The organism is Enterobacter sp. Lyrl_3, from assembly GCF_051948675.1.
Lineage (GTDB): Bacteria > Pseudomonadota > Gammaproteobacteria > Enterobacterales > Enterobacteriaceae > Enterobacter > Enterobacter cloacae.
The window spans coordinates 82,586-104,485 of the sequence record NZ_JAYJLI010000005.1 but is presented as its reverse complement, the minus strand read 5'-3'; the positions used below and the strand labels follow the sequence as shown (position 1 = coordinate 104,485).

22 protein-coding genes and 1 other RNA gene are annotated in these 21,900 nt (G+C 54.6%); 11 read left to right on the top strand and 12 right to left on the bottom strand.

What is annotated here, in order from left to right:
* Positions 1-112: 112 nt before the first annotated feature.
* The 10 genes from garL to VF709_RS12320 all read left to right on the top strand — a co-directional run bounded on the left by garL (position 113) and on the right by VF709_RS12320 (position 12,763).
* A complete protein-coding gene (gene garL / locus VF709_RS12365) occupies positions 113-883 on the top strand; it encodes a 2-dehydro-3-deoxyglucarate aldolase (RefSeq protein ID WP_013098883.1) in 771 nt (256 codons plus the stop codon).
* A gap of 21 nt (positions 884-904) precedes the next feature.
* Positions 905-1,795 carry a 2-hydroxy-3-oxopropionate reductase gene (gene garR, locus VF709_RS12360; protein WP_013098882.1) on the top strand — a complete coding sequence of 297 codons (891 nt, stop codon included), beginning with the start codon at positions 905-907 and terminating at the stop codon, positions 1,793-1,795.
* A 59-nt stretch (positions 1,796-1,854) separates the two neighbouring features.
* Positions 1,855-2,233, top strand: an RNA gene (gene rnpB, locus VF709_RS12355) — RNase P RNA component class A.
* A gap of 686 nt (positions 2,234-2,919) precedes the next feature.
* The gene (gene tdcA, locus VF709_RS12350; RefSeq protein WP_038983586.1) at positions 2,920-3,840 is read left to right on the top strand and encodes a transcriptional regulator TdcA; all 921 of its coding nucleotides are present in this window, start codon (positions 2,920-2,922) and stop codon (positions 3,838-3,840) included.
* A gap of 118 nt (positions 3,841-3,958) precedes the next feature.
* A complete protein-coding gene (tdcB, locus tag VF709_RS12345) occupies positions 3,959-4,948 on the top strand; it encodes a bifunctional threonine ammonia-lyase/L-serine ammonia-lyase TdcB (RefSeq protein WP_149896662.1) in 990 nt (329 codons plus the stop codon).
* Between the two features lie 9 nt (positions 4,949-4,957).
* Positions 4,958-6,289, top strand: coding sequence for a threonine/serine transporter TdcC (tdcC, locus tag VF709_RS12340; RefSeq protein ID WP_013098878.1), 1,332 nt, complete (start codon positions 4,958-4,960; stop codon positions 6,287-6,289).
* A 30-nt stretch (positions 6,290-6,319) separates the two neighbouring features.
* Positions 6,320-7,528, top strand: coding sequence for a propionate kinase (gene tdcD, locus VF709_RS12335; RefSeq protein ID WP_058678718.1), 1,209 nt, complete (start codon positions 6,320-6,322; stop codon positions 7,526-7,528).
* 15 nt (positions 7,529-7,543) lie between these two features.
* Positions 7,544-9,838, top strand: a complete 2,295-nt coding sequence (gene pflB / locus VF709_RS12330) for a formate C-acetyltransferase (RefSeq protein ID WP_013098876.1) — start codon at positions 7,544-7,546, stop codon at positions 9,836-9,838.
* Positions 9,839-10,108: 270 nt separating this feature from the next.
* On the top strand, positions 10,109-11,440 hold the full coding sequence (locus VF709_RS12325) for an amino acid permease (protein WP_029883368.1): 1,332 nt from the start codon (positions 10,109-10,111) through the stop codon (positions 11,438-11,440).
* Between the two features lie 21 nt (positions 11,441-11,461).
* A complete protein-coding gene (locus tag VF709_RS12320) occupies positions 11,462-12,763 on the top strand; it encodes an L-cysteine desulfidase family protein (protein WP_058678720.1) in 1,302 nt (433 codons plus the stop codon).
* Positions 12,764-12,825: 62 nt separating this feature from the next.
* Here VF709_RS12320 and VF709_RS12315 read toward each other — a convergent pair whose 3' ends face one another.
* Positions 12,826-13,527, bottom strand: coding sequence for a pirin family protein (locus tag VF709_RS12315; protein ID WP_013098873.1), 702 nt, complete (start codon positions 13,525-13,527; stop codon positions 12,826-12,828).
* 104 nt (positions 13,528-13,631) lie between these two features.
* Between VF709_RS12315 and VF709_RS12310 the strand changes: the two genes are divergently transcribed.
* Positions 13,632-14,534: a LysR family transcriptional regulator gene (locus VF709_RS12310; RefSeq protein WP_014885334.1), complete on the top strand. Its 903-nt coding sequence runs from the start codon at positions 13,632-13,634 to the stop codon at positions 14,532-14,534.
* A 41-nt stretch (positions 14,535-14,575) separates the two neighbouring features.
* Here VF709_RS12310 and VF709_RS12305 read toward each other — a convergent pair whose 3' ends face one another.
* From VF709_RS12305 to VF709_RS12255, 11 genes are all read right to left on the bottom strand, one after another.
* On the bottom strand, positions 14,576-14,941 hold the full coding sequence (locus tag VF709_RS12305) for a DUF805 domain-containing protein (protein ID WP_013098871.1): 366 nt from the start codon (positions 14,939-14,941) through the stop codon (positions 14,576-14,578).
* A 105-nt stretch (positions 14,942-15,046) separates the two neighbouring features.
* On the bottom strand, positions 15,047-16,033 hold the full coding sequence (locus tag VF709_RS12300; RefSeq protein WP_013098870.1) for a glutathione S-transferase family protein: 987 nt from the start codon (positions 16,031-16,033) through the stop codon (positions 15,047-15,049).
* Positions 16,034-16,105: 72 nt separating this feature from the next.
* On the bottom strand, positions 16,106-16,498 hold the full coding sequence (locus VF709_RS12295; protein ID WP_013098869.1) for a DoxX family protein: 393 nt from the start codon (positions 16,496-16,498) through the stop codon (positions 16,106-16,108).
* A gap of 253 nt (positions 16,499-16,751) precedes the next feature.
* Positions 16,752-17,048, bottom strand: a complete 297-nt coding sequence (locus VF709_RS12290; RefSeq protein WP_013098868.1) for a YqjK-like family protein — start codon at positions 17,046-17,048, stop codon at positions 16,752-16,754.
* Positions 17,045-17,443 (bottom strand): phage holin family protein, encoded by a 399-nt coding sequence (locus tag VF709_RS12285; RefSeq protein WP_013098867.1) that lies wholly within the window; start codon positions 17,441-17,443, stop codon positions 17,045-17,047. Before VF709_RS12285 ends, VF709_RS12290 begins: the two co-directional genes overlap by 4 nt.
* Position 17,444: 1 nt before the next feature.
* On the bottom strand, positions 17,445-17,750 hold the full coding sequence (locus tag VF709_RS12280) for a DUF883 family protein (protein WP_013098866.1): 306 nt from the start codon (positions 17,748-17,750) through the stop codon (positions 17,445-17,447).
* Between the two features lie 29 nt (positions 17,751-17,779).
* Positions 17,780-18,148, bottom strand: a complete 369-nt coding sequence (locus tag VF709_RS12275) for a DUF1090 domain-containing protein (RefSeq protein WP_013098865.1) — start codon at positions 18,146-18,148, stop codon at positions 17,780-17,782.
* A 142-nt stretch (positions 18,149-18,290) separates the two neighbouring features.
* On the bottom strand, positions 18,291-18,674 hold the full coding sequence (gene mzrA / locus VF709_RS12270; protein ID WP_020689389.1) for an EnvZ/OmpR regulon moderator MzrA: 384 nt from the start codon (positions 18,672-18,674) through the stop codon (positions 18,291-18,293).
* A gap of 2 nt (positions 18,675-18,676) precedes the next feature.
* A complete protein-coding gene (gene yqjA / locus VF709_RS12265) occupies positions 18,677-19,339 on the bottom strand; it encodes a DedA family general envelope maintenance protein YqjA (protein ID WP_013098863.1) in 663 nt (220 codons plus the stop codon).
* Between the two features lie 343 nt (positions 19,340-19,682).
* A complete protein-coding gene (gene exuR / locus VF709_RS12260; protein WP_013098862.1) occupies positions 19,683-20,459 on the bottom strand; it encodes a transcriptional regulator ExuR in 777 nt (258 codons plus the stop codon).
* 141 nt (positions 20,460-20,600) lie between these two features.
* Positions 20,601-21,899, bottom strand: a complete 1,299-nt coding sequence (locus tag VF709_RS12255) for an MFS transporter (RefSeq protein WP_013098861.1) — start codon at positions 21,897-21,899, stop codon at positions 20,601-20,603.
* Position 21,900: the final 1 nt, after the last annotated feature.

The following is a 21,900-nucleotide window of genomic DNA, read 5'->3' as shown; positions in this document are numbered from 1 at the left end:
GGGAAGTGGCGATTATACTGAATGACGATTTTATCACGCCGAAATAGAGAATAAATATAACGCTGGTAATAAATATACTGACCAGGGCTGCGGAATTAAAAAGGTAAATACGATGAATAACGCTATCTTCCCAAATAAATTTAAAGCGGCGCTTGCGGCGCACCAGATTCAAATTGGATGCTGGTCCGCACTGGCAAACCCAATCAGCACCGAAGTGCTGGGTCTGGCGGGGTTCGACTGGCTGGTGCTTGATGGCGAGCATGCACCGAACGATATCAGCACCTTTATTCCGCAGCTGATGGCGCTCAAAGGCAGCCAGAGCGCGCCGGTGGTCCGCGTCCCCACGAACGAGCCGGTGATCATCAAGCGCCTGCTGGATATCGGCTTCTACAACTTCCTGATCCCGTTTGTTGAAACGCAGGAGGAGGCGGCACAGGCCGTGGCGTCAACACGCTATCCGCCGGAAGGGATCCGCGGCGTCTCCGTTTCGCATCGCGCCAACATGTTTGGCACCGTACCGGACTACTTTGCGCAGTCCAACAGCAACATCACCATTCTGGTACAGATTGAGAGTCAGCAGGGTGTCGATAACGTGGATGCCATCGCCGCCACCGAGGGCGTGGACGGCATTTTCGTCGGCCCAAGCGATCTGGCGGCCGCGTTTGGGCACCTGGGCAATGCGGGTCACCCGGATGTGCAGCGCGCCATTCAGCACATCTTTGCCCGCGCCAAAGCGCACGGCAAACCGTGTGGCATTCTGGCGCCGGTTGAAGCAGACGCACGCCGCTATCTGGAGTGGGGCGCGACCTTCGTTGCCGTCGGCAGCGACCTCGGCGTATTCCGTTCTGCGACGCAGAAATTAGCGGACGCTTTTAAAAAATAACCATCTTGAGGAAAACAGATTATGACGCTGAAAGTGGGTTTTATTGGCCTCGGCATTATGGGCAAACCAATGAGTAAAAACCTCATCAAAGCAGGATACTCCCTGGTGGTTTCAGACCATAATTCGCAGGCCGTGGCCGAAGTGATGGCGGCTGGCGCAGAAACCGCCACCACAGCCAAAGCCATTGCAGAGCAGTGCGATGTCATTATCACCATGCTGCCAAACTCTCCCCATGTAAAAGAGGTCGCGCTGGGTGAGAACGGCATTATCGACGGCGCGAAGCCGGGCCTGGTGTTGATCGACATGAGCTCCATCGCACCGCTGGCCAGTCGGGAAATCAGCGAGGCGTTGAAAGCGAAAGGCGTCGAGATGCTCGATGCCCCGGTGAGCGGCGGTGAACCGAAAGCCATCGACGGCACGTTGTCGGTCATGGTCGGCGGCGATAAGGCGATTTTCGACAAATACTACGATCTGATGAAAGCGATGGCCGGTTCCGTGGTGCACACCGGGGAGATTGGCGCGGGTAACGTAACCAAGCTGGCAAACCAGGTGATTGTGGCGCTCAATATTGCCGCCATGTCGGAGGCGCTCACTCTGGCCACCAAAGCGGGCGTCAACCCGGATCTGGTTTACCAGGCGATCCGCGGTGGGCTGGCGGGTAGCACGGTGCTGGACGCTAAAGCGCCGATGGTGATGGATCGTAACTTCAAACCCGGTTTCCGTATCGACCTGCACATTAAAGATCTGGCTAACGCGCTGGACACTTCACACGGCGTAGGGGCCCAACTGCCGCTGACCGCCGCCGTCATGGAGATGATGCAGGCGCTACGTGCCGATGGCCTGGGCACCGCTGACCACAGTGCCATTGCGTGCTACTACGAAAAACTGGCGAAGGTGGAAGTCTCCCGTTAATTTCGGCTTCCCTACAACCAAGGGTGACAGCGGCGTGCAAACCCACTATACTGCGCGCCGAAGCTGACCAGACAGTCGCCGCTTCGTCGTCGTCCACCTTCGGGTGGAGACGGGCGGAGGGGAGGAAAGTCCGGGCTCCATAGGGCAGGGTGCCAGGTAACGCCTGGGGGGGAAACCCACGACCAGTGCAACAGAGAGCAAACCGCCGATGGCCCACGCAAGTGGGATCAGGTAAGGGTGAAAGGGTGCGGTAAGAGCGCACCGCGCGGCTGGTAACAGTCCGTGGCACGGTAAACTCCACCCGGAGCAAGGCCAAATAGGGGTTCACATGGTACGGCCCGTACTGAACCCGGGTAGGCTGCTTGAGCCAGTGAGCGATTGCTGGCCTAGATGAATGACTGTCCACGACAGAACCCGGCTTATCGGTCAGCTTCAACTTCTTACAAAACCCCGCTTCGGCGGGGTTTTTGCTTAATGGGTATGTACGCAGGTTAAGCGCAGCGCCACCCGGCAACCTCCCAAACGACACCAATTCTCATATTTGCGACATTAAGCACATTTCACTGTTTTCTCCATTCATTTCCGCTCTGATGTCTAATCCCGATCGTTATCACAAAATTTACCGCTAAAAAATCCTGAATTCTGAGTGTGATTAATTTGTTATGAATGTTAACTGGATGATCCCGAATGTTTTCTTATTTGATATGTATATTTTGAAATTAAAAACATTCACCCTAAGAATGTGTGACGTATTCCACTCTTTCCCGAACCTCTGTCAAATTACGCCCGTAAATTTCAAAAAACTGAAAGAATGTTTCACATGAATAATGGTTATTTATTGTTCTTTAATTGCCTGAAAGATAGTCTTTATTGATTTTTTAAACGCAGAAAAATTTATCCGGGTTATCGCCATAAAATAAATTTATTACCGCCATTTTTGTTGATCAATATCAGCGTAATAGCGTATTTGGATGGTTGTATTTTATTGATTTAAAAGGTTTTTAATGGGGTTGGATAGTTCCTGGTAAGGGTGCGAAAAGGCAAATTGTGAGTAACAGCACATACCCCCTGAAACAATATTGAGTAGAATCCACCCCGTCATAGGGAAATAAGCGCAGAATATTATGAACACTATTATTCTACCGAAAACACAGCACCTCGTGGTATTTCAGGAAGTCATTAAAAGTGGCTCCATAGGTTCTGCAGCAAGACAACTGGGTCTGACGCAACCCGCCGTCAGCAAAATTATCAGTGACATCGAATCTTACTTCGGTGTGGAAGTGATGGTGCGTAAAAACACGGGCGTAAAACTGACGGCGGCGGGCCAGGTTTTGCTCTCGTACTCAGAGTCGATCACCCGTGAGATGAAAAACATGGTGAGCGAGATTAACAGCCTCAGTTTCAGCACCGTCATGGACGTCTCGTTTGGTTATCCGTCGCTGATTGGCTTCACGTTCCTCTCTGAAATGATCAAAAAATTCAAGGAAGTGTTCCCGAAAGCGCGGGTCTCCATGTATGAAGCACAGCTCTCTTCTTTCCTTCCCGCCATTCGTGACGGGCGGCTGGACTTTGCCATCGGCACGCTGAGTGATGAAATGCTGCTGCAGGATCTGCATGTCGAACCGCTGTTCGAGTCTGAATTTGTGCTGGTGGCCAGCAAATCACGAACGTGCACCGCCCCGACGACACTGGCATCGCTCACCCATGAGCAGTGGGTGATGCCGCAAACCGACATGGGCTACTACAAAGAACTTCTGACCACCCTGCAAGACAACCACATCAGTATTGAAAACATCGTCCAGACCGATTCCGTCGTCACCATTTATAACCTTGTCCTCAATGCCGACTACCTGACGGTGATCCCCCGCGACATGATTGCGCCGTTCGGTTCAGACCAGTTTATTGTGCTACCAGTGGAAGATGAATTACCGGTAGCACGCTATGCCGCCGTGTGGTCAAAAAATTACAGAATTAAAAAATCAGCGTCAGTGTTAGTTGAGCTGGCGAAACAATATGCGTCACTGACCAGTGAACGACGACGATGAATAATTAATTTCCAAATAAGTACTGCCTGTTTTTGAAAAACACCCCAGAGCTTATTTTAGCTGTGCTCTGATACCCTGACTTTGCCCGAAAAGAATGAATTATTATAACGAGGATATTATGCATATTACCTACGATCTCCCGGTAACCATTGAAGATATTCAGGACGCCAGAAAACGACTGGCAGGAAAGATATATAAAACCGGCATGCCGCGCTCGAATTATCTCAGCGAACGCTGTAAGGGTGAAATCTTTCTGAAGTTTGAAAATATGCAGCGTACCGGCTCCTTCAAAATTCGCGGCGCGTTCAATAAATTAAGCTCGCTGACCGATGCTGAAAGACGAAAAGGGGTTGTGGCCTGCTCTGCGGGAAACCATGCGCAGGGCGTCTCCCTTTCCTGTGCCATGCTCGGCATTGACGGCAAAGTGGTGATGCCGATAGGCGCGCCAAAATCTAAAGTTGCCGCCACGCGTGACTACTCGGCGGAAGTGGTGCTGCACGGCGAGAACTTCAACGACACAATCGCCAAAGTGAGCGAAATCGTTGAGATGGAAGGGCGTATTTTTATCCCGCCTTACGATGACCCGAAAGTGATCGCCGGCCAGGGCACGATCGGCCTCGAAATTCTCGAAGATTTATACGATGTGGATAACGTCATTGTGCCCATCGGCGGTGGCGGGTTAATTGCTGGCATCGCAACGGCAATAAAATCGATTAACCCGACCATTAATATTATCGGCGTGCAGTCTGAAAACGTTCACGGTATGGCGGCGTCGTATCAGGCGGGTGAAATTATTAACCATCGGGTTACCGGCACATTAGCAGACGGCTGCGACGTTTCTCGTCCGGGTAAATTAACCTTCGAAATTGTTCGTGAATTAGTCGACGACATTGTGCTGGTCAGCGAAGACGATATTCGCAACAGCATGATTGCGTTAATTCAGCGAAACAAAGTGGTGACCGAAGGGGCGGGGGCGCTGGCCTGCGCGGCGTTATTGAGCGGCAAGCTCGACCATTATATTCAGGGGCGCAAAACCGTCTGCATTATTTCCGGCGGCAATATCGATCTCTCTCGTGTTTCCCAAATTACTGGCTTCGTTGACGCATAAGGATGACCTATGAGCAACACTGAAAGCATTATCGTTGGCCAGACAAAAACGTCCTCCTGGCGTAAGTCAGACACCACCTGGACGCTGGGATTGTTTGGTACCGCCATTGGCGCAGGCGTGCTGTTCTTCCCTATACGTGCAGGTTTCGGTGGCTTGATCCCTATCCTGCTGATGCTGCTTCTCGCGTTCCCGATTGCGTTCTACTGCCACCGCGCGCTGGCGCGTCTGTGCCTGTCCGGTAGCAACGTTTCCGGCAATATCACCGAAACGGTGGAGGAGCATTTTGGTAAAACAGGCGGAGTGGTCATCACGTTCCTCTACTTCTTCGCCATTTGCCCGCTACTATGGATTTACGGCGTCACCATTACCAACACCTTTATGACCTTCTGGGAAAACCAGCTCCAGATGCCGGCGCTAAACCGCGGCGTGGTGGCGCTGTTCCTGCTGCTGCTGATGGCCTTTGTGATCTGGTTCGGTAAAGACCTGATGGTGAAGGTCATGAGCTATCTGGTGTTCCCGTTTATCGCCAGTCTGGTGCTGATTTCCCTGTCGCTGATCCCTTACTGGAACTCGGCGGTGATCGACCAGGTTAACCTGAGCGATATCGCCTTCACCGGACATGACGGCATACTGGTGACGGTGTGGCTGGGGATCTCCATCATGGTCTTCTCCTTTAACTTCTCACCAATTGTCTCCTCGTTTGTGGTCTCCAAGCGCGAAGAGTACGAACCGGAGTTCGGTAAAGACTTCACCGAGCAGAAATGTTCCAGAATCATCGGCCGCGCCAGCCTGCTGATGGTCGCCGTGGTGATGTTCTTCGCCTTTAGCTGCCTGTTTACGCTCTCTCCGCAGAACATGGCTGATGCCAAAGCGCAGAACATTCCGGTGCTCTCTTATCTGGCGAACCATTTTGCGTCGATGTCAGGCACCAAATCGACGTTTGCGACGGTGCTGGAATACGGCGCCTCTATCATCGCGCTGGTCGCAATCTTCAAATCTTTCTTCGGCCACTATCTGGGCACGCTGGAAGGGCTGAACGGCCTGATCCTGAAGTTTGGGTATAAGGGCGATAAGAAGAAGGTCTCGGTGGGCAAACTGAACACCATCAGCATGGTCTTCATCATGGGCTCCACCTGGGTTGTCGCGTATGCCAACCCGAACATTCTGGACCTTATTGAGGCCATGGGAGCACCCATCATCGCTTCTCTGCTGTGTCTGTTGCCGATGTATGCCATCCGCAAAGCCCCGGCAATGGCGAAGTATAAGGGCAGACCTGAGAACATCTTCGTCACCGTTGTCGGCCTGCTGACCATCCTGAATATCGTTTACAAACTGTTCTAAATCAATGCTCAGGAAGAGCGGAGTCACACCATGATTGAGTTTCCGGTTGTACTGGTTATTAACTGCGGTTCGTCCTCTGTTAAGTTTTCAGTGCTCGATGCCAGCAGCTGCGATGCCCTGATGACGGGCATTGCCGACGGTATCAACACTGAAAAAGCCTTTATTTCCGTGAACGGGGGTGAGCCAGCCACACTGGCTCACCATGACTACGAAGGGGCGCTGGCTGCCATCGCCCTGGAGCTGGAGAAGCGTGACCTGATGAGCAGCGTGGCCTTAATTGGCCACCGCATAGCCCACGGCGGTGAACGCTTCAGCGAGTCGACCCTTATCACGGAGCAGGTTATCAACGAGATCCGCCAGGTTTCTTCTCTGGCACCACTGCACAACTACGCCAACTTAAGCGGTGTAGAAGCGGCGGAACGCCTGTTCCCTAACGTTCAGCAGGTGGCGGTGTTTGACACCAGTTTCCATCAGACGCTGCCGCCGCAGGTGTATCTTTACGGGTTGCCGTACCGCTATTTTGAGGAGCTGGGCGTGCGGCGCTACGGTTTTCACGGCACTTCCCACCGCTACGTTGCCGGGCAGGCGCATGCGCTTCTCGGACTTTCACCGGACGACAGCGGGTTAGTGATTGCCCACCTGGGTAATGGCGCGTCGATTTGCGCGGTTCGTAACGGCAAAAGCGTCGATACCTCGATGGGGATGACGCCGCTGGAAGGGCTGATGATGGGCACGCGCTGTGGCGACGTGGATTTTGGCGCGATGGCGTGGATTGCCCAGCAAACCGGCCAGTCGTTCGAGGATCTGGAGCGTGTGGTTAACAAAGAATCTGGCTTGCTGGGGATCTCCGGGATTTCCGCCGATCTCAGGACGCTGGAAAAAGCCTGGCGCGAGGCAAACCCGCGGGCGCAGCTGGCGATAAACACCTTTGTGCACCGCATTGCACGGCATATCGCCGGCCACGCGGCGTCGCTGCATCGCCTGGACGGGGTGGTGTTTACCGGAGGGATTGGCGAGAACTCTACGCTCATCCGCAGGCTGGTAGCAGAACATCTCAAGGTCTTTGGCCTCATCCTCGACGAGACCCGCAACGCCCTGCCTGGCAGCGCGGGTGAACGCATCATCAGCGCCGATACGTCCCGCGTGGCGTGTGCGGTGATCCCTACCAATGAAGAAAAAATGATCGCGCTGGACGCCCTCCGTCTTGGGAAGGTTACCCCGGCTGCGGCTTACGCCTGACAGAGCGAGAATCTCATGAAAGTAACGATTGATACGCGCGTTGCGCCCTACAGCGACGCATGGGCCGGGTTTCGCGGTGAAGAATGGAAAGACGCCGTTAACGTGCGCGATTTTATTCAGCATAACTACACCCCTTATGAAGGCGACGAAACTTTCCTCGCGCAGGCGACGCCAGCAACGACGGCGCTGTGGCAAAAGGTGATGGTGGGGATTCGCCAGGAAAATGCCACCCACGCCCCGGTGGATTTCGATACCAACATCGCCACCACCATTACCGCTCACGGACCGGGCTATATCGACCGGGAGCTGGAGACCATCGTCGGCCTGCAAACCGATAAGCCGCTCAAGCGCGCCCTTCATCCGTATGGTGGGATCAACATGATCCGCAGCTCGTTTGAAGCCTACGGTCGCGAGATGGATCCGCAGTTCGAATACCTGTTTACCGACCTGCGTAAAACCCATAACCAGGGCGTGTTTGACGTCTACTCACCGGAGATGATGCGTTGCCGTAAATCGGGCGTACTGACCGGGCTGCCGGACGGCTACGGACGCGGGCGCATCATCGGCGACTACCGCCGCGTGGCGCTGTACGGCATCAGCTATCTGGTGCGTGAGCGTGAACTGCAGTTCGCGGATCTGCAGCCGAGACTGGAACGCGGCGAGGATCTGGAGGCGACGATCCGCCTGCGCGAAGAGCTGGCGGAGCATAAGCGTGCGCTGCTGCAGATCCAGCAGATGGCGGCGAACTACGGCTTTGATATCTCGCGTCCGGCGATGAATGCGCAGGAAGCGGTGCAGTGGCTGTACTTTGCCTACCTGGCAGCGGTGAAATCCCAGAACGGTGGGGCGATGTCGCTGGGGCGTACCGCGTCATTCCTCGATATCTACATTGAGCGCGACATGCAGGCCGGGCGGCTGAATGAAGTTCAGGCACAGGAGCTGATCGACCACTTCATCATGAAGATCCGCATGGTGCGTTTCCTGCGTACGCCGGAGTTCGACACGCTCTTCTCTGGCGATCCGATCTGGGCGACGGAGGTTATTGGCGGAATGGGGCTGGACGGCCGCACGCTGGTGACCAAAAACAGCTTCCGCTACCTGCACACGCTGCACACCATGGGGCCTGCGCCAGAGCCAAACCTGACGATCCTGTGGTCTGAACAACTGCCGATCGCGTTCAAGAAATACGCCGCGCAGGTCTCGATTGTCACCTCGTCGCTGCAGTATGAGAACGACGATCTGATGCGTGCCGACTTCAACAGCGACGACTACGCCATTGCCTGCTGCGTCAGCCCGATGGTGATCGGCAAGCAGATGCAGTTCTTTGGTGCCCGCGCCAACCTGGCGAAAACGTTGCTGTATGCGATCAACGGCGGGGTGGATGAGAAGCTGAAGATCCAGGTCGGGCCGAAAACCGCGCCGCTGCTGGACGAGGTGCTGGATTACGACACCGTGATGGCGAGCCTGGATCACTTTATGGACTGGCTGGCGGTGCAGTACATCAGCGCGCTGAATCTCATTCACTACATGCATGATAAGTACAGCTACGAAGCCTCGCTGATGGCGCTGCACGATCGGGACGTCTACCGCACCATGGCCTGCGGTATCGCCGGACTGTCGGTGGCCGCCGATTCCCTGTCGGCCATTAAATATGCGACGGTGAAACCGGTGCGCGACCATACCGGTCTGGCGGTCGATTTTGTCATTGAAGGGGATTATCCGCAGTACGGTAACAACGACGATCGCGTGGACAGCATCGCCTGTGACCTGGTGGAGCGCTTTATGAAGAAAATTCAGGCGTTACCAACCTATCGTAACGCGGTGCCGACCCAGTCGATCCTGACCATCACCTCGAACGTGGTGTACGGCCAGAAGACCGGCAACACGCCAGACGGACGCCGGGGCGGCACGCCGTTTGCGCCGGGTGCCAACCCAATGCACGGACGTGACAGAAAAGGGGCAGTGGCGTCGTTAACCTCGGTTGCCAAGTTGCCGTTCACCTACGCCAAGGATGGGATCTCTTACACCTTCTCCATCGTGCCGCAGGCGCTGGGCAAGGACGAGCTGGTACGCAAAACCAACCTTGTGGGGCTGCTGGACGGGTACTTCCACCACGAAACAGCCATCGAGGGCGGGCAGCATCTGAACGTCAACGTCATGAACCGGGAAATGCTGCTGGATGCCATTGAACACCCGGAAAATTACCCGAACCTGACGATCCGCGTTTCGGGGTATGCGGTGCGGTTTAATGCCCTGACGCGCGAGCAGCAGCAGGATGTGATTTCAAGGACGTTTACGCAGGTGATGTAATCCAGACTAAGGCGGGCCTCCCCTTTGGGGAGGCTTTTAATTTCGTGAATGCCATCACGTTTAGAAAATATCCACCTTATTGAGTATTTCAAAAGCAAATCTTCCTCCAGTATTAGAAAAGCCCTATTTATTTTGTGACTTTTTTCTCCCTCTCTCCGGCTATGATTTTCTCACACTAACAACAAGCACCTGCACTCTCTGACTCGCCATCGCTGGCGAACGGAAACCTATAAAAATTAATCAGTTACCCTACAAAAAAGCGAGTGCCTTATGGATACGGCTACAAACAGCAGTGTGATTGTGAATGATTCCCCCGCGGCAAGGCGGGCGGGAATGCGTGAGAGCGAATGGCGCGAGGCGATCAAGTTCGACAGTACCGATACGGGCTGGGTCATCATGAGTATCGGGATGGCCATCGGCGCGGGGATTGTTTTTCTCCCGGTGCAGGTCGGATTAATGGGGCTGTGGGTCTTTTTGCTCTCGTCCGTGATTGGATATCCGGCGATGTATTTATTCCAGCGCCTGTTTATTAATACGCTGGCGGAATCACCTGAATGCAAAGATTATCCGAGCGTCATTAGCGGATATCTCGGGAAAAACTGGGGCATCTTATTAGGCGCACTCTATTTTGTGATGCTGGTCATCTGGATGTTTGTCTATTCCACCGCCATTACCAACGACAGCGCCTCTTATTTGCAGACCTTTGGCGTTACCGACGGGCTACTCTCAGAAAACCCGTTCTACGGGTTAGTGCTGATCTGTATTCTGGTGGCCATCTCTTCCCGCGGCGAAAAGCTGCTGTTTAAAGTCTCCAGCCTGATGGTGTTGACCAAGCTATTTGTGGTTGCCGCGCTGGGCTTGTCGATGATTGGCCTCTGGCATTTAGCCAACGTAGGCATGCTGCCGCCGATGGGGCTGCTGATTAAAAATGCCATCATTACGCTTCCCTTTACCTTAACCTCAATTCTGTTTATTCAGACCTTAAGCCCGATGGTGATCTCCTACCGTTCACGGGAAAAGTCCGTTGAGGTGGCGCGTCATAAAGCGCTGCGGGCCATGAATATCGCCTTTGGCGTGCTGTTTGTGACGGTATTCTTCTACGCCGTCTCCTTCACACTGGCGATGGGGCACGATGAAGCGGTCAAAGCCTATGAGCAGAACATCTCTGCCCTGGCGATTGCGGCGCAGTTTATCAGCGGAGAAGGTGCGGGCTGGGTCAAAATCGTCAGCGTGATCCTCAATATCTTTGCTGTTATGACGGCCTTCTTCGGCGTCTATCTTGGTTTTCGCGAGGCCACGCAGGGCATCGTGATGAACATCCTGCGTCGCAAAATGCCGGCAGAGAAAATCAATGAAAACACCGTCCAGCGTGGGATCATGCTGTTCGCCATCCTGCTGGCCTGGAGCGCGATTGTGTTAAACGCGCCGGTGCTGAGCTTCACGTCTATTTGCAGCCCCATCTTCGGCATGGTGGGCTGTCTGATCCCTGCATGGCTGGTCTACAAGGTACCCGCCCTGCATAAATATAAAGGCGTATCACTGGTGATTATCATCATTACCGGGCTGCTGCTTTGTGTTTCTCCTTTCCTCGCATTCTCCTGAGGAGCAATTAAGGTCGTAACGATGTCTGAGCAAACTAACCCTTTATGGAATCATTTTATTCGCGCGGTGCAGGAAGAGGTTAAACCTGCGTTGGGGTGCACTGAACCTATCTCTCTGGCGCTGGCCTGTGCGATAGCCGCTGAGCACCTGCCCGGTGAGGTAACGCGCATTGAAGCATGGGTATCGCCCAATCTGATGAAAAATGGGCTTGGCGTAACGGTACCCGGCACCGGCATGGTCGGGCTACCCATTGCGGCGGCGCTGGGAGCGACGGGCGGGAATGCCCGCGCCGGGCTGGAGGTGCTAAAAGGGGCGTCAGCCGATGCGCTGGAACGTGCCAAAGCCCTGCTCAATGCGGGTCAGGTCCAGGTGAAACTGCAGGTGCCGTGCGAGGAAATCCTCTATTCGCGCGCCTGTGTTTATGCCGGAGAGGCCTCGGCCATGGTGACCATCGCAGGCGGGCATACTCGCGTGGTGGAGGTGGTCTGTGAGGGTGAAACACGCTTCATCCGTGATGAACAGCCGGGAGAGGCGGGTGACGATCCGCTGGAGGTGTTCTCTCACACCACGCTGTCGGCGATCCTCACGTTCGTGGAGCAGGTTCCGTGTGAGGCGATCCGCTTTATTCTGCAGGCGGGGCAGCTTAACGATGCCCTTTCTCGTGAAGGGCTGAGCGGAAAATGGGGGCTGCATATTGGCGCGACGCTGAATAAGCAGCGCACGCGCGGATGGATGGCGAAGGATGTTGGCTCGGACATTGTTATCCGCACCAGCGCGGCCTCTGACGCCCGAATGGGCGGTGCTACGCTTCCGGCAATGAGCAATTCAGGGTCCGGCAATCAGGGGATCACCGCCACCATGCCGGTAGTGGTTGTGGCGGAGCACGTTCAGGCTGATGAGGAACGGCTGGCCAGAGCGCTGATGCTGTCCCATCTTTCGGCGATCTATATCCACGCCCAGCTTCCCCGCCTGTCGGCGCTGTGCGCTGCGACAACCGCAGCGATGGGGGCGGCAGGCGGCATGGCCTGGCTGATGGGGGGAAACTATCAAACGATCGCGATGGCCATCAGCAGCATGATCGGTGACGTCAGTGGGATGATTTGCGACGGCGCTTCAAACAGTTGTGCCATGAAAGTCTCAACCAGCGTCAGCAGCGCCTGGAAAGCGGTGATGATGGCGCTGGATGAGTCTGCCGTGACGGGCAATGAAGGGATTGTGGCGCACGATGTGGAGCAGTCTATCTCTAACCTGTGCGCGTTAGCGTGCCGCTCAATGCAGGCAACGGACCGGCAGATTATTGAGATTATGGCGAGTAAGGTGTAGCGAGTTCAGGTGCTCGATCGGTTCCCTCTCCCTGTGGGAGAGGGTTAGGATGAGGGCATTCTCTACACCGGCAAATCAATCAGCAGCGCACGCAGCGGCGTATCGGCCACCAGCGTAATATTCGCTTCATCACGAATAAACGCCCCGTCGCCGCAGGTGAGCGCCTCTTTCTCTTCCGTGTGCGTTACCGCATGCACCGTACCGTGAATCGATTGCAGGTAGGCGCGCGGGCCATGAAGCTGGAAGCTCGCCTGTTCACCTTTCTTCAGTTCAATATGGTGCAGCCACACCTGCTGACGCAGTTGCAGGCTGCCTTTGCTCCCGTCCGGAGAAGCGATCAGCTGTTGCTTTTCGCTCTGCAGATCGATTTTTTGCACCAGCGGATTTTCCCGCTCAGGGCAGGCATCCAGCCACAGCTGCATGCGGGTCAGCGTTTTGTCTTTGCTGAGATTATGCTCGCTATAGCTAATGCCCGGCTGCGTGGAAATTAACAGCGCTTCGCCAGCCTTTGCCTGGACATGATTGCCCTCGCTATCGCGGTATTCTGCCTCGCCTTCCAGGATCAGGTTCAGGATATCGACTTTCGGATACGTACGCGGCTGGAAGGAGGCGCCCGGGGCGAGCACTTCCTGATTTAACACGCGCAGTGAAGCGTAACCGAGAAGTTTAGGGTCAAAGTAGTGTCCAAAGGAAAAGGTGTAGCGGGCCTGCAGCCAACCGAAATCGGCTTGTCCGCACTGTTTAGCTGTTCTTGTCGTAATCATAAACTTGACCTCTCTTTACACTAAAACAATGGTAAAGGTATGGACGCTTCATTGTTAGCCAGATATTCTGCCCGGTATGTTCAAATTTCCTGAATGAGAACGAGATGGCTAAAGAGAGAGCATTGACGCTTGAGGCGCTTCGCGTCATGGACGCGATTGACAGGCGTGGCAGCTTTGCCGCCGCGGCAGATGAACTGGGGCGCGTTCCGTCTGCGCTCAGCTATACCATGCAAAAGCTGGAGGAAGAGCTGGACGTGGTGCTCTTTGACCGTTCCGGTCATCGAACAAAATTCACGAACGTTGGACGGATGCTGCTGGAACGTGGTCGCGTACTGCTGGAAGCGGCGGATAAACTGACGACGGACGCCGAGGCGCTGGCACGCGGCTGGGAAACCCACCTGACGCTGGTCACTGAGGCTCTGGTGCCTACCGAGGCGTTATTCCCGCTGGTAGACAGGCTGGCAGACAAAGCGAATACGCAGCTTTCAATCATCACCGAGGTGCTGGCAGGCGCGTGGGAGCGTCTGGAGACGGGCAGGGCGGATATCGTGATTGCGCCGGATATGCACTTCCGTTCATCGTCTGAGATCAACTCCCGTAAACTCTACAGCGTGATGAACGTTTACGTCGCCGCGCCAAATCACCCGATTCACCAGGAGCCGGAGCCGCTTTCTGAAGTGACGCGCGTGAAGTACAGGGGCGTGGCGGTTGCGGATACCGCGCGCGAACGTCCGGTGCTAACGGTGCAGTTGCTGGATAAACAGCCGCGTCTGACGGTCACATCGCTGGAAGATAAGCGCCAGGCATTGCTGGCAGGATTGGGCGTAGCGACTATGCCGTATCCGTTTGTTGAAAAAGATATTGCTGAAGGGCGTCTGCGCGTTGTCAGCCCGGAGTACACCAGCGAAGTGGATATCATTATGGCGTGGCGTCGCGACAGCATGGGCGAAGCCAAATCGTGGTGTTTGCGAGAAATTCCAAAGCTCTTTGCGCATCACAACAAATAAAAGAGTAAGCCCGATGTGCCTAAGCGCCATCGGGCATAAATTTACGCGCCGATCTTCGGATCCGGACCAAAGCGGTTTTCACCCGGCGTCCCGCTCTGACAGTTGAAGATTAAAATCACAATCCATCCCACTACCGGGATTAACAGCAGCAGTAACCACCAGGCGGAACGATCCGTGTCGTGAAGCCGGCGGAACTGTACGGCCCAGGACGGCAGAAGAATAAAGATGGCATAAATCGATGTAAGGACGCCTTCCCCACTCGCCCACTCCCAGCCCAGAATTTTATCCACGATGCTCAGCACCAGAGCAAAAATGAAGTTCACCAGAATGAACATCCAGTACTCTTTGCGGCGCGCGCGGCCACCAAATCCAATGTAGTTGCGCAGTACGTTTAAATACCAATCCATTTCCTTGCCTCATTTATCAGTCAATCACTTGTTTTCTAAGCGATCGAGGTAAGGATAGATGGAGATTGTGAATTAAAAAAGGGCATCTCACGATGCCCTTAATATTTATCCAAAACGAACGTCGCGCCCGTGGGGTTCATTCAGATCCTGCCACGGCCCGATGGAGATAATACCCGTCGGGTTAATGGTTTTGTGGCTGCGGAAATAGTGGGTGCGGATATGGTCAAAATCGACCGTTTCGGCAATTCCCGGCATCTGGTAGATGTCGCGCAGGAAACCATACAGGTTCAGATAATCGCTGATGCGGTGTTTGTCACACTTAAAGTGGGTGACATAGACCGGATCAAAACGAACCAGCGTCGTCCAAAGGCGGATATCCGCTTCCGTCAGACGATCGCCCGTCAGGTAGCGGTGCTGGCCGAGGATCTGCTCCAGACGCTCAAGAGATTCAAAGACTTTTCCAACCGCTTCGTCGTAGGCTTCCTGGCTGGTGGCAAAACCGGCCTTGTAAACGCCGTTATTAACGTTGTCGTAAATCCAGCTGTTCAGCTCATCGATTTTGTCTCGCAGCTCAACCGGATAGTAATCCCCGGCGCGCGCGCCATGGGCGTCGAAGGCGGTGTTGAACATGCGGATGATCTCCGCAGACTCATTGCTGACAATCGTCTGGTTTTTCTTATCCCACAGAACCGGTACGGTGACGCGCCCGGTGTAGTGCGGGTCGGCGCGCAGATAAAGCTGGTAGAGGAAATCGTGATGATACAGTTCATCACCCGTCACAGCAGGGAAATCATGGTCGAACGTCCAGCCGTTTTCCAGCATTAGCGGGTTCACCACCGACACCGGAATTAAGGATTCGAGGCCTTTCAGCTTGCGCACAATCAGCGTGCGGTGCGCCCACGGGCAGGCGAGGGAAACATAGAGGTGATAACGATCTTTCTCGGCCGCAAAGCCACCTTCGCCACTCGGGCCGGGAGCACCATCGGCGGTAAGCCAGTTACGGAAGGCCGAAACAGAGCGCTTGAAGCGTCCACCGGTGGATTTGGTGTCATACCAGACATCCTGCCAGACGCCGTCTACGAGTTGTCCCATTTTTTTCTCCTCCGTCAGATAGCAAAAGCGAGGAGAGGTCTCCTCGCTTTGTGTTTATTCAGTATAGCGTGCTTACCATTTCTTATTCAGAACGCGGTCGATGCTGTATGCGCCCGGGCCGGTGACAGCCAGCAGCAGGAAGCCACCCGCAATGGTCAGGTTTTTCATGAACATCAGGGAGTTCACGCCTTCAGCAAAGTTGCTGTGGAAGATGAACGCCGTCAGCAGGGTGAAGCCCGCAGTAAACAGCGCCGTGGTACGGGTCAGGAAGCCGAACAGTACCGCCAGGCCGCCGCCGAACTCAAGCAGAATGGTCAGTGGCAGCATGAAGCCCGGAACGCCCATGGCTTCCATATACTGCTGGGTACCCGCATAACCGGTGATTTTGCCCCAACCTGCAACGATGAACAGAATTGGCATCAGAATACGTGCTACCAGTACACCAACATCTTCTAATTTTTTCATTTTACTCTCCAGGAAACCACATCAGCGGCTGAACATTATTTCTCTGCAAATTCGGGTAGATACCGCGTCTTTGCTGTCGATGGAGAGCATCATAAACGTGACGGTTGGCGATTGTTAGCAAGGAAAACTGTCAATCTTTTTCAAAGATATTGAGTAAGGGCAGGTGCGCGCTGGTGCCCTCACCCCAACCCTCTCCCACAGGGAGAGGGCGTAAAAACAAAAAACGGTAACCAGGGTTACCGTTTTGCTTTTATCACCGAAGCTGCTGCTGGCGAATCGTCGCTTTCACCAAGCGCCAGGCGCTCCAGGCACCAAAGCCGCGTCGGGCCCAACGGATCAGCATATTTGGATGACGGATCGTCCAGATTGCCATCACACTGCTGCCAACCAGAGCCCAGGAACGCAGGCTCAGGAAGGTGTTCCAGCCACGGTCAAACCGACGCGTCGCATCAATCCAGTCGCGGCGGCTGGCAGACAGATCCAGCCGTTGCTGCTGGATCTGACTTAACAGAAAGGCTTTTCGCTTTTCACGTTCGGCTTTATCGCTCACGGTTTGTCATCCTCCAGCAGAGCGCGATCGTTCGCCAGCTCCTGGCGCGTATGGCGCAGGAAAGTGGACTTACGCGCTTTGCGCATCGTCCAGATACCGCCAATCAGTGCTGCAACCAGCAAAACGACGGTGGTGGCAATCATCGCGTTGAGTCGATATTGCGGATCGATGGCCCAGATGATGAGTACCATCAGGCTCATCAGACCAAACGCGGCGAAGAGCATGGTCAGTCCAAGCATCAGCAGCATCTGGAAGAGGTTGGCTTTCTCCTCTTCCAGCTCTACCACTGCCAGCCGGACGCGCGTTTCGGCAATCCCGACCAGCGTCGTTAAGATACGCTGGCCGATGCCGAGGACGTTGTTAGCAGGCCCTTGTGCGTGACGAGGATCTTCCATATCAACGACGCGTCAGCAGTACGCCCAGTACCACACCGATTGCGGCACCAATACCGACACCCGTCCACGGATTATCGCGAACATATTCGTCAGCACGCGCTGCGGCTTCACGTGTCTGTTTTGCCAGCGCATCACCGGTTTCACCCAGGCGATAACGGCTCTCTTTCAGCGCTTGCTCCGCTTTACTGCGCAGTTTGCTGACCTCTTCTTTTGATTTATCGGCGGAGGAGTTCAGCACCTCTTCAAGGGTGTCAGCCAGGGATTTCAGTTCAGCGCGCAGATGTTCAGACGTCGTATCTTTTGACATGATTTTCTCCTGTTGAGATTTCCGTTAACTCAATAATCGCGAGCTTCCAGCGCTTTCAGGTCGTCCTGCGCTTCTTTCAGCTTTCTCTCGCGCTTGGCAATTTTTTCCGCATCCCCTTTCTCTTTCGCTTCCTGCAGGTCGTGACGACGCTCGGTTATCTCGTCCTTCTGTTCAGCGATTTTTTTCTGGTGATCGGCACGCAGTTGGCTGTCTGAACAGTTCGCTTTCACTTCGCTCAGCGCTTTTTTCAGCCCCTCAACACGATGCTGATTGTTGTGCTTTTCGGCATAACCGATCTCACGCTGAATATCCTGCTCTTTCTCCTGACAGAGAGAAGTGGCGAAGGAGGCAGTGCTTAAAGATAAAAGGGCCAAAGCCAGAGTAATGCGGAATTTCATTATCGAAACCTTCCATTGTGTTGCGGCATACGCCGCTATCCAGACTAAGCGGAGAACATTTGAGGGGTGCTCCGCGTACTTAAGCATAGTAAGTAAACGGGGGATTCACCAAAGTGAGTGAAAAGATTCGGAATCCTGGTAATTATCCAAATCGATGCGACGTATCGCGAATCAGCGACAGCCAGGCCGCTGGCCGGCTGTCATCGTCCTGCTGGGCAATGATGTATCCCTGCGGCAGCGTGCGGTCAAGCACCACTTTCGCGGCCGCGCTCTGCGCACGAGAGTCAAACTTGATCAGTAACACATCGTTTTGTGGGGTGATACTTTTAAAGCGGATCCCGTTGGCATCCAGATGGTGCCAGACAGAAAACCCATCCGGTACGCTGACACCCTGATTAACCGGGCGAATGGCCAGCGTAGATTCCTGATGCGAAAGCGCGCTCCAGACCAGAAGCATGGCGCTGATAAGCACCAGGGCGATCAGTGCGTACGCACAACGACGCAGGGAGAGCGCTGAGATAACCATGGTTAGCTCCTGGCTCCGTATTTTTTCTTCCACAGGACAACCAGCGAACCGATCAGGCCGAAGACCAGCAGGACGACAGGCAGCAGCATCAGGCATGACATCAGTTGATCTTCATACTTCATGAAGACCGGCGTTTTACCCAGCGCATAGCCCAGCGTGGTAAGGATCAGCACCCACAGCAGGCCGCTCATCCAGTTAAAGAACTGGAAGCGAGTGCTGCTGAGACCTGACAGACCCGCGATGGTCGGCAACAAAGTACGTACAAACGCAATAAAGCGGCCAATCAACAGTGCGGAAAGGCCGTGCTTATGGAAAAGATGGTGCGCCCGCTGGTGATAATGAGCCGGAAGGTGCGAAAGCCAGTTCTGCACGATCCGCGTATTGCCAAGCCATCGTCCCTGGATGTAGCTCACCCAGCAGCCGAGGCTGGCGGCGACGGTCAGTAAAAAAATGGTTTGCGGAAACGCCATCGCCCCTTTGGCACACAGCACGCCGACCAGCACCAGCAAACTGTCGCCAGGCAAAAAGGCCGCAGGCAGCAGACCGTTCTCAAGGAACAGGATCATAAACAGGACAAAATAGAGCATGCCAATCATGGAAGGGTTGGCCAGCGTTTCGAAATCCTGAGCCCAGAGGGCATTCAGTAGTTGGGTCAAAAGTTCCATTCAGTGTTCCTGGAAATCGGTTAACGTCACGCCTGTTATCCGGGACAAACAGCACGGCGACATTGTTGTGATTTCATTATGGTCGCTCGCGGACACATTGCGGTGTGGCCAACACTTTTCCCTGTTAATTGGCTGGTTAGCAAGCACTAACTTACAAAATAAGGAATTGAATCCAATTGTAACAAAGCCCAACGTTCTGCGTCACAGAATTTGCAGGGTGTGATGATTTTGGCGTAAGCCCTGGAAGTGAGCGAGGGGATTTACAAAGGCTGACACTATATATGTTTTGCTTACCCATAAGCGTGGGAAGGCGCAGCGAAGCGCCTGCCAGCACGGAGGCAAACTATTTTGCCTGACTTGACGCGGTATCGAGGTGAACGACAGGATTATCCGCAAAAAGATAACGGTCGGCGTTAAATTCGAAGTCGTCACTGGTCTCATTGAACAGCATCTGCTTGGTGTTCTCGAGGTGCTGCCACATGGCCAGTTTCGCGGCATGGGGATCTTTACGAATCAGCGCCTTGAGGATTTGGTCGTGATCGTCACACCAGTTATCCACCGTACGTGAATCGATATGATCGTGCAGTTTTTTCCAGTACGGGTTGTGAACGCGCTGAGTCCACATTTTTTCTACAATTGCGGCCAGCGCCGTATTTTGCGTTGCCAGTGCCACCTGAACGTGGAACTGCAGATCCCACTCCGAATCGCGGAAACATTTTTCCTTGCGGGCGTTCTCCTGGATCTCCATCAGTTTCATGATGTCCTGCTTGGTCACCTGGGTTGCCGCAAATTCCGCAATGTTGCTTTCAATGAGCTGGCGGGCCTGGAGCAGCTCAAACGGACCATAGCTGGCAAATTCCAGGCTTTCGTCCGCAACAGGAGAGTGTTTAGGCTGATTAGAAATCACATGAATGCCGGAACCTTTGCGAACCTCAACGTAACCTTCCACTTCGAGCATGATGATCGCTTCACGCACCACGGTGCGGCTCACGTTTTTTTCATCGGCTATGAAGCGCTCAGCGGGGAGTTTGTCACCGACAAGATAGACCCCTTGCTCGATGCGATCTTTCAGCTCGGCAGCAAGTTGTTGATATAAACGACGTGGTTCGGTGATTTCCATATGCGCTCCAGGCAGGGTACGGCGGATGATTTGTTATACCACTTTTGCATGCCACTCTCCAGATTTTGCCATTAAAAAAGCCGCCCGGAGGCGGCTGGTTTTATAGCTCGGGTAAGCGCAGCGCCACCCGGCACAGCAATGCTAACTCTGCGTCGCCGGTCCCCCGAGGGACTCTTTCGCCAGTTCGTCGGCAGATTTGCTTTTCAGCACCGTCCAGATAACGACTGCCCCCATCAGGTCGAAGATAGCCAGTACCGCAAACAGCGGGCTGAAACCGATGGTATCCGCCAGCGCACCCACCACCAGCGCAAACAGGGTACTTGCGGTCCAGGCGGCCATCCCGGTCAGGCCGTTGGCCGTTGCCACTTCGTTACGGCCAAACACGTCAGACGAGAGGGTAATCAGCGCACCGGACAACGACTGGTGTGCAAAACCACCGATGCACAGCAGGGCGATAGCCACGTACGGGCTGGTGAACAGGCCGATCATCCCCGGGCCAATCATCAGCAGCGCGCCCATGGTCACGACCATCTTACGGGAAACAATCAGGTTCACCCCAAACCAGCGCTGGAACAGCGGCGGCAGGTAACCACCCACGATACAGCCCAGGTCAGCGAACAGCATGGGCATCCAGGCGAACATGGCGATCTCTTTCAGGTTAAAGCCATAGACCTTAAACATGAACAGTGGGATCCAGGCGTTAAAGGTGCCCCAGGCCGGTTCAGCCAGGAAGCGTGGCAGCGCGATACCCCAGAACTGACGGGTCCCCAGGATCTGCCAGACGGACATTTTTTTGCCGTTGTTAGTCTGGTGCTGCGCTTCCTGACCGCCAATGATGTACTCGCGTTCTTCTTCAGACAGTTTTTTCTGGTCACGCGGGTGTTTATAGAACACCAGCCACGCCATGGCCCAGGCAAAGCTCAGTACGCCAGAGATAATAAACGCCATCTGCCAGCTGTGCATGACGATGGCCCACACTACCAGCGGGGGGGCAATCATCGCCCCGATGGACGAGCCGACGTTGAAGTAACCGACCGCAATGGAACGCTCTTTTGCCGGGAACCACTCAGAGCTGGCTTTCAGCCCTGCCGGGATCATCGCCGCTTCCGCCGCACCTACCGCGCCGCGTGCCAGCGCCAGGCCGCCCCAACTGCCTGCCAGCGCCGTTGCACCGCAGAACACCGCCCAGGCGATGGCGAAGAAGGCATAACCGATTTTGGTACCGAGAATGTCCAGCACATAGCCTGCAACAGGCTGCATGATGGTATAAGCCGCGGAGTAGGCGGCAATGATGTAGGAGTATTGCTGCGTGGAGATGTGCAGCTCTTCCATCAACGTGGGCGCGGCGGCTGCCACGGTGTTACGCGTGAGGTAGCCCAGCACGGTGCCGAGCGTCACCAGTGCGATCATATACCAACGTAACCCTTTAATTTTACGCATC

Bases quoted from the DNA above. Each gene is read 5' to 3' on its own strand.
- VF709_RS12255 (WP_013098861.1), bottom strand. From the start codon at position 21,899: ATGCGTAAAATTAAAGGGTTACGTTGGTATATGATCGCACTGGTGACG.
- garR (WP_013098882.1), top strand. From the start codon at position 905: ATGACGCTGAAAGTGGGTTTTATTGGCCTCGGCATTATGGGCAAACCA.
- tdcD (WP_058678718.1), top strand. From the start codon at position 6,320: ATGATTGAGTTTCCGGTTGTACTGGTTATTAACTGCGGTTCGTCCTCT.
- VF709_RS12310 (WP_014885334.1), top strand. From the start codon at position 13,632: ATGGCTAAAGAGAGAGCATTGACGCTTGAGGCGCTTCGCGTCATGGAC.
- pflB (WP_013098876.1), top strand. From the start codon at position 7,544: ATGAAAGTAACGATTGATACGCGCGTTGCGCCCTACAGCGACGCATGG.
- tdcC (WP_013098878.1), top strand. From the start codon at position 4,958: ATGAGCAACACTGAAAGCATTATCGTTGGCCAGACAAAAACGTCCTCC.
- VF709_RS12295 (WP_013098869.1), bottom strand. From the start codon at position 16,498: ATGAAAAAATTAGAAGATGTTGGTGTACTGGTAGCACGTATTCTGATG.
- VF709_RS12325 (WP_029883368.1), top strand. From the start codon at position 10,109: ATGGATACGGCTACAAACAGCAGTGTGATTGTGAATGATTCCCCCGCG.
- VF709_RS12305 (WP_013098871.1), bottom strand. From the start codon at position 14,941: ATGGATTGGTATTTAAACGTACTGCGCAACTACATTGGATTTGGTGGC.
- VF709_RS12275 (WP_013098865.1), bottom strand. From the start codon at position 18,148: ATGAAATTCCGCATTACTCTGGCTTTGGCCCTTTTATCTTTAAGCACT.
- VF709_RS12320 (WP_058678720.1), top strand. From the start codon at position 11,462: ATGTCTGAGCAAACTAACCCTTTATGGAATCATTTTATTCGCGCGGTG.
- VF709_RS12280 (WP_013098866.1), bottom strand. From the start codon at position 17,750: ATGTCAAAAGATACGACGTCTGAACATCTGCGCGCTGAACTGAAATCC.
- tdcB (WP_149896662.1), top strand. From the start codon at position 3,959: ATGCATATTACCTACGATCTCCCGGTAACCATTGAAGATATTCAGGAC.
- VF709_RS12315 (WP_013098873.1), bottom strand. From the start codon at position 13,527: ATGATTACGACAAGAACAGCTAAACAGTGCGGACAAGCCGATTTCGGT.
- VF709_RS12285 (WP_013098867.1), bottom strand. From the start codon at position 17,443: ATGGAAGATCCTCGTCACGCACAAGGGCCTGCTAACAACGTCCTCGGC.
- VF709_RS12300 (WP_013098870.1), bottom strand. From the start codon at position 16,033: ATGGGACAACTCGTAGACGGCGTCTGGCAGGATGTCTGGTATGACACC.
- garL (WP_013098883.1), top strand. From the start codon at position 113: ATGAATAACGCTATCTTCCCAAATAAATTTAAAGCGGCGCTTGCGGCG.
- yqjA (WP_013098863.1), bottom strand. From the start codon at position 19,339: ATGGAACTTTTGACCCAACTACTGAATGCCCTCTGGGCTCAGGATTTC.
- mzrA (WP_020689389.1), bottom strand. From the start codon at position 18,674: ATGGTTATCTCAGCGCTCTCCCTGCGTCGTTGTGCGTACGCACTGATC.
- exuR (WP_013098862.1), bottom strand. From the start codon at position 20,459: ATGGAAATCACCGAACCACGTCGTTTATATCAACAACTTGCTGCCGAG.
- tdcA (WP_038983586.1), top strand. From the start codon at position 2,920: ATGAACACTATTATTCTACCGAAAACACAGCACCTCGTGGTATTTCAG.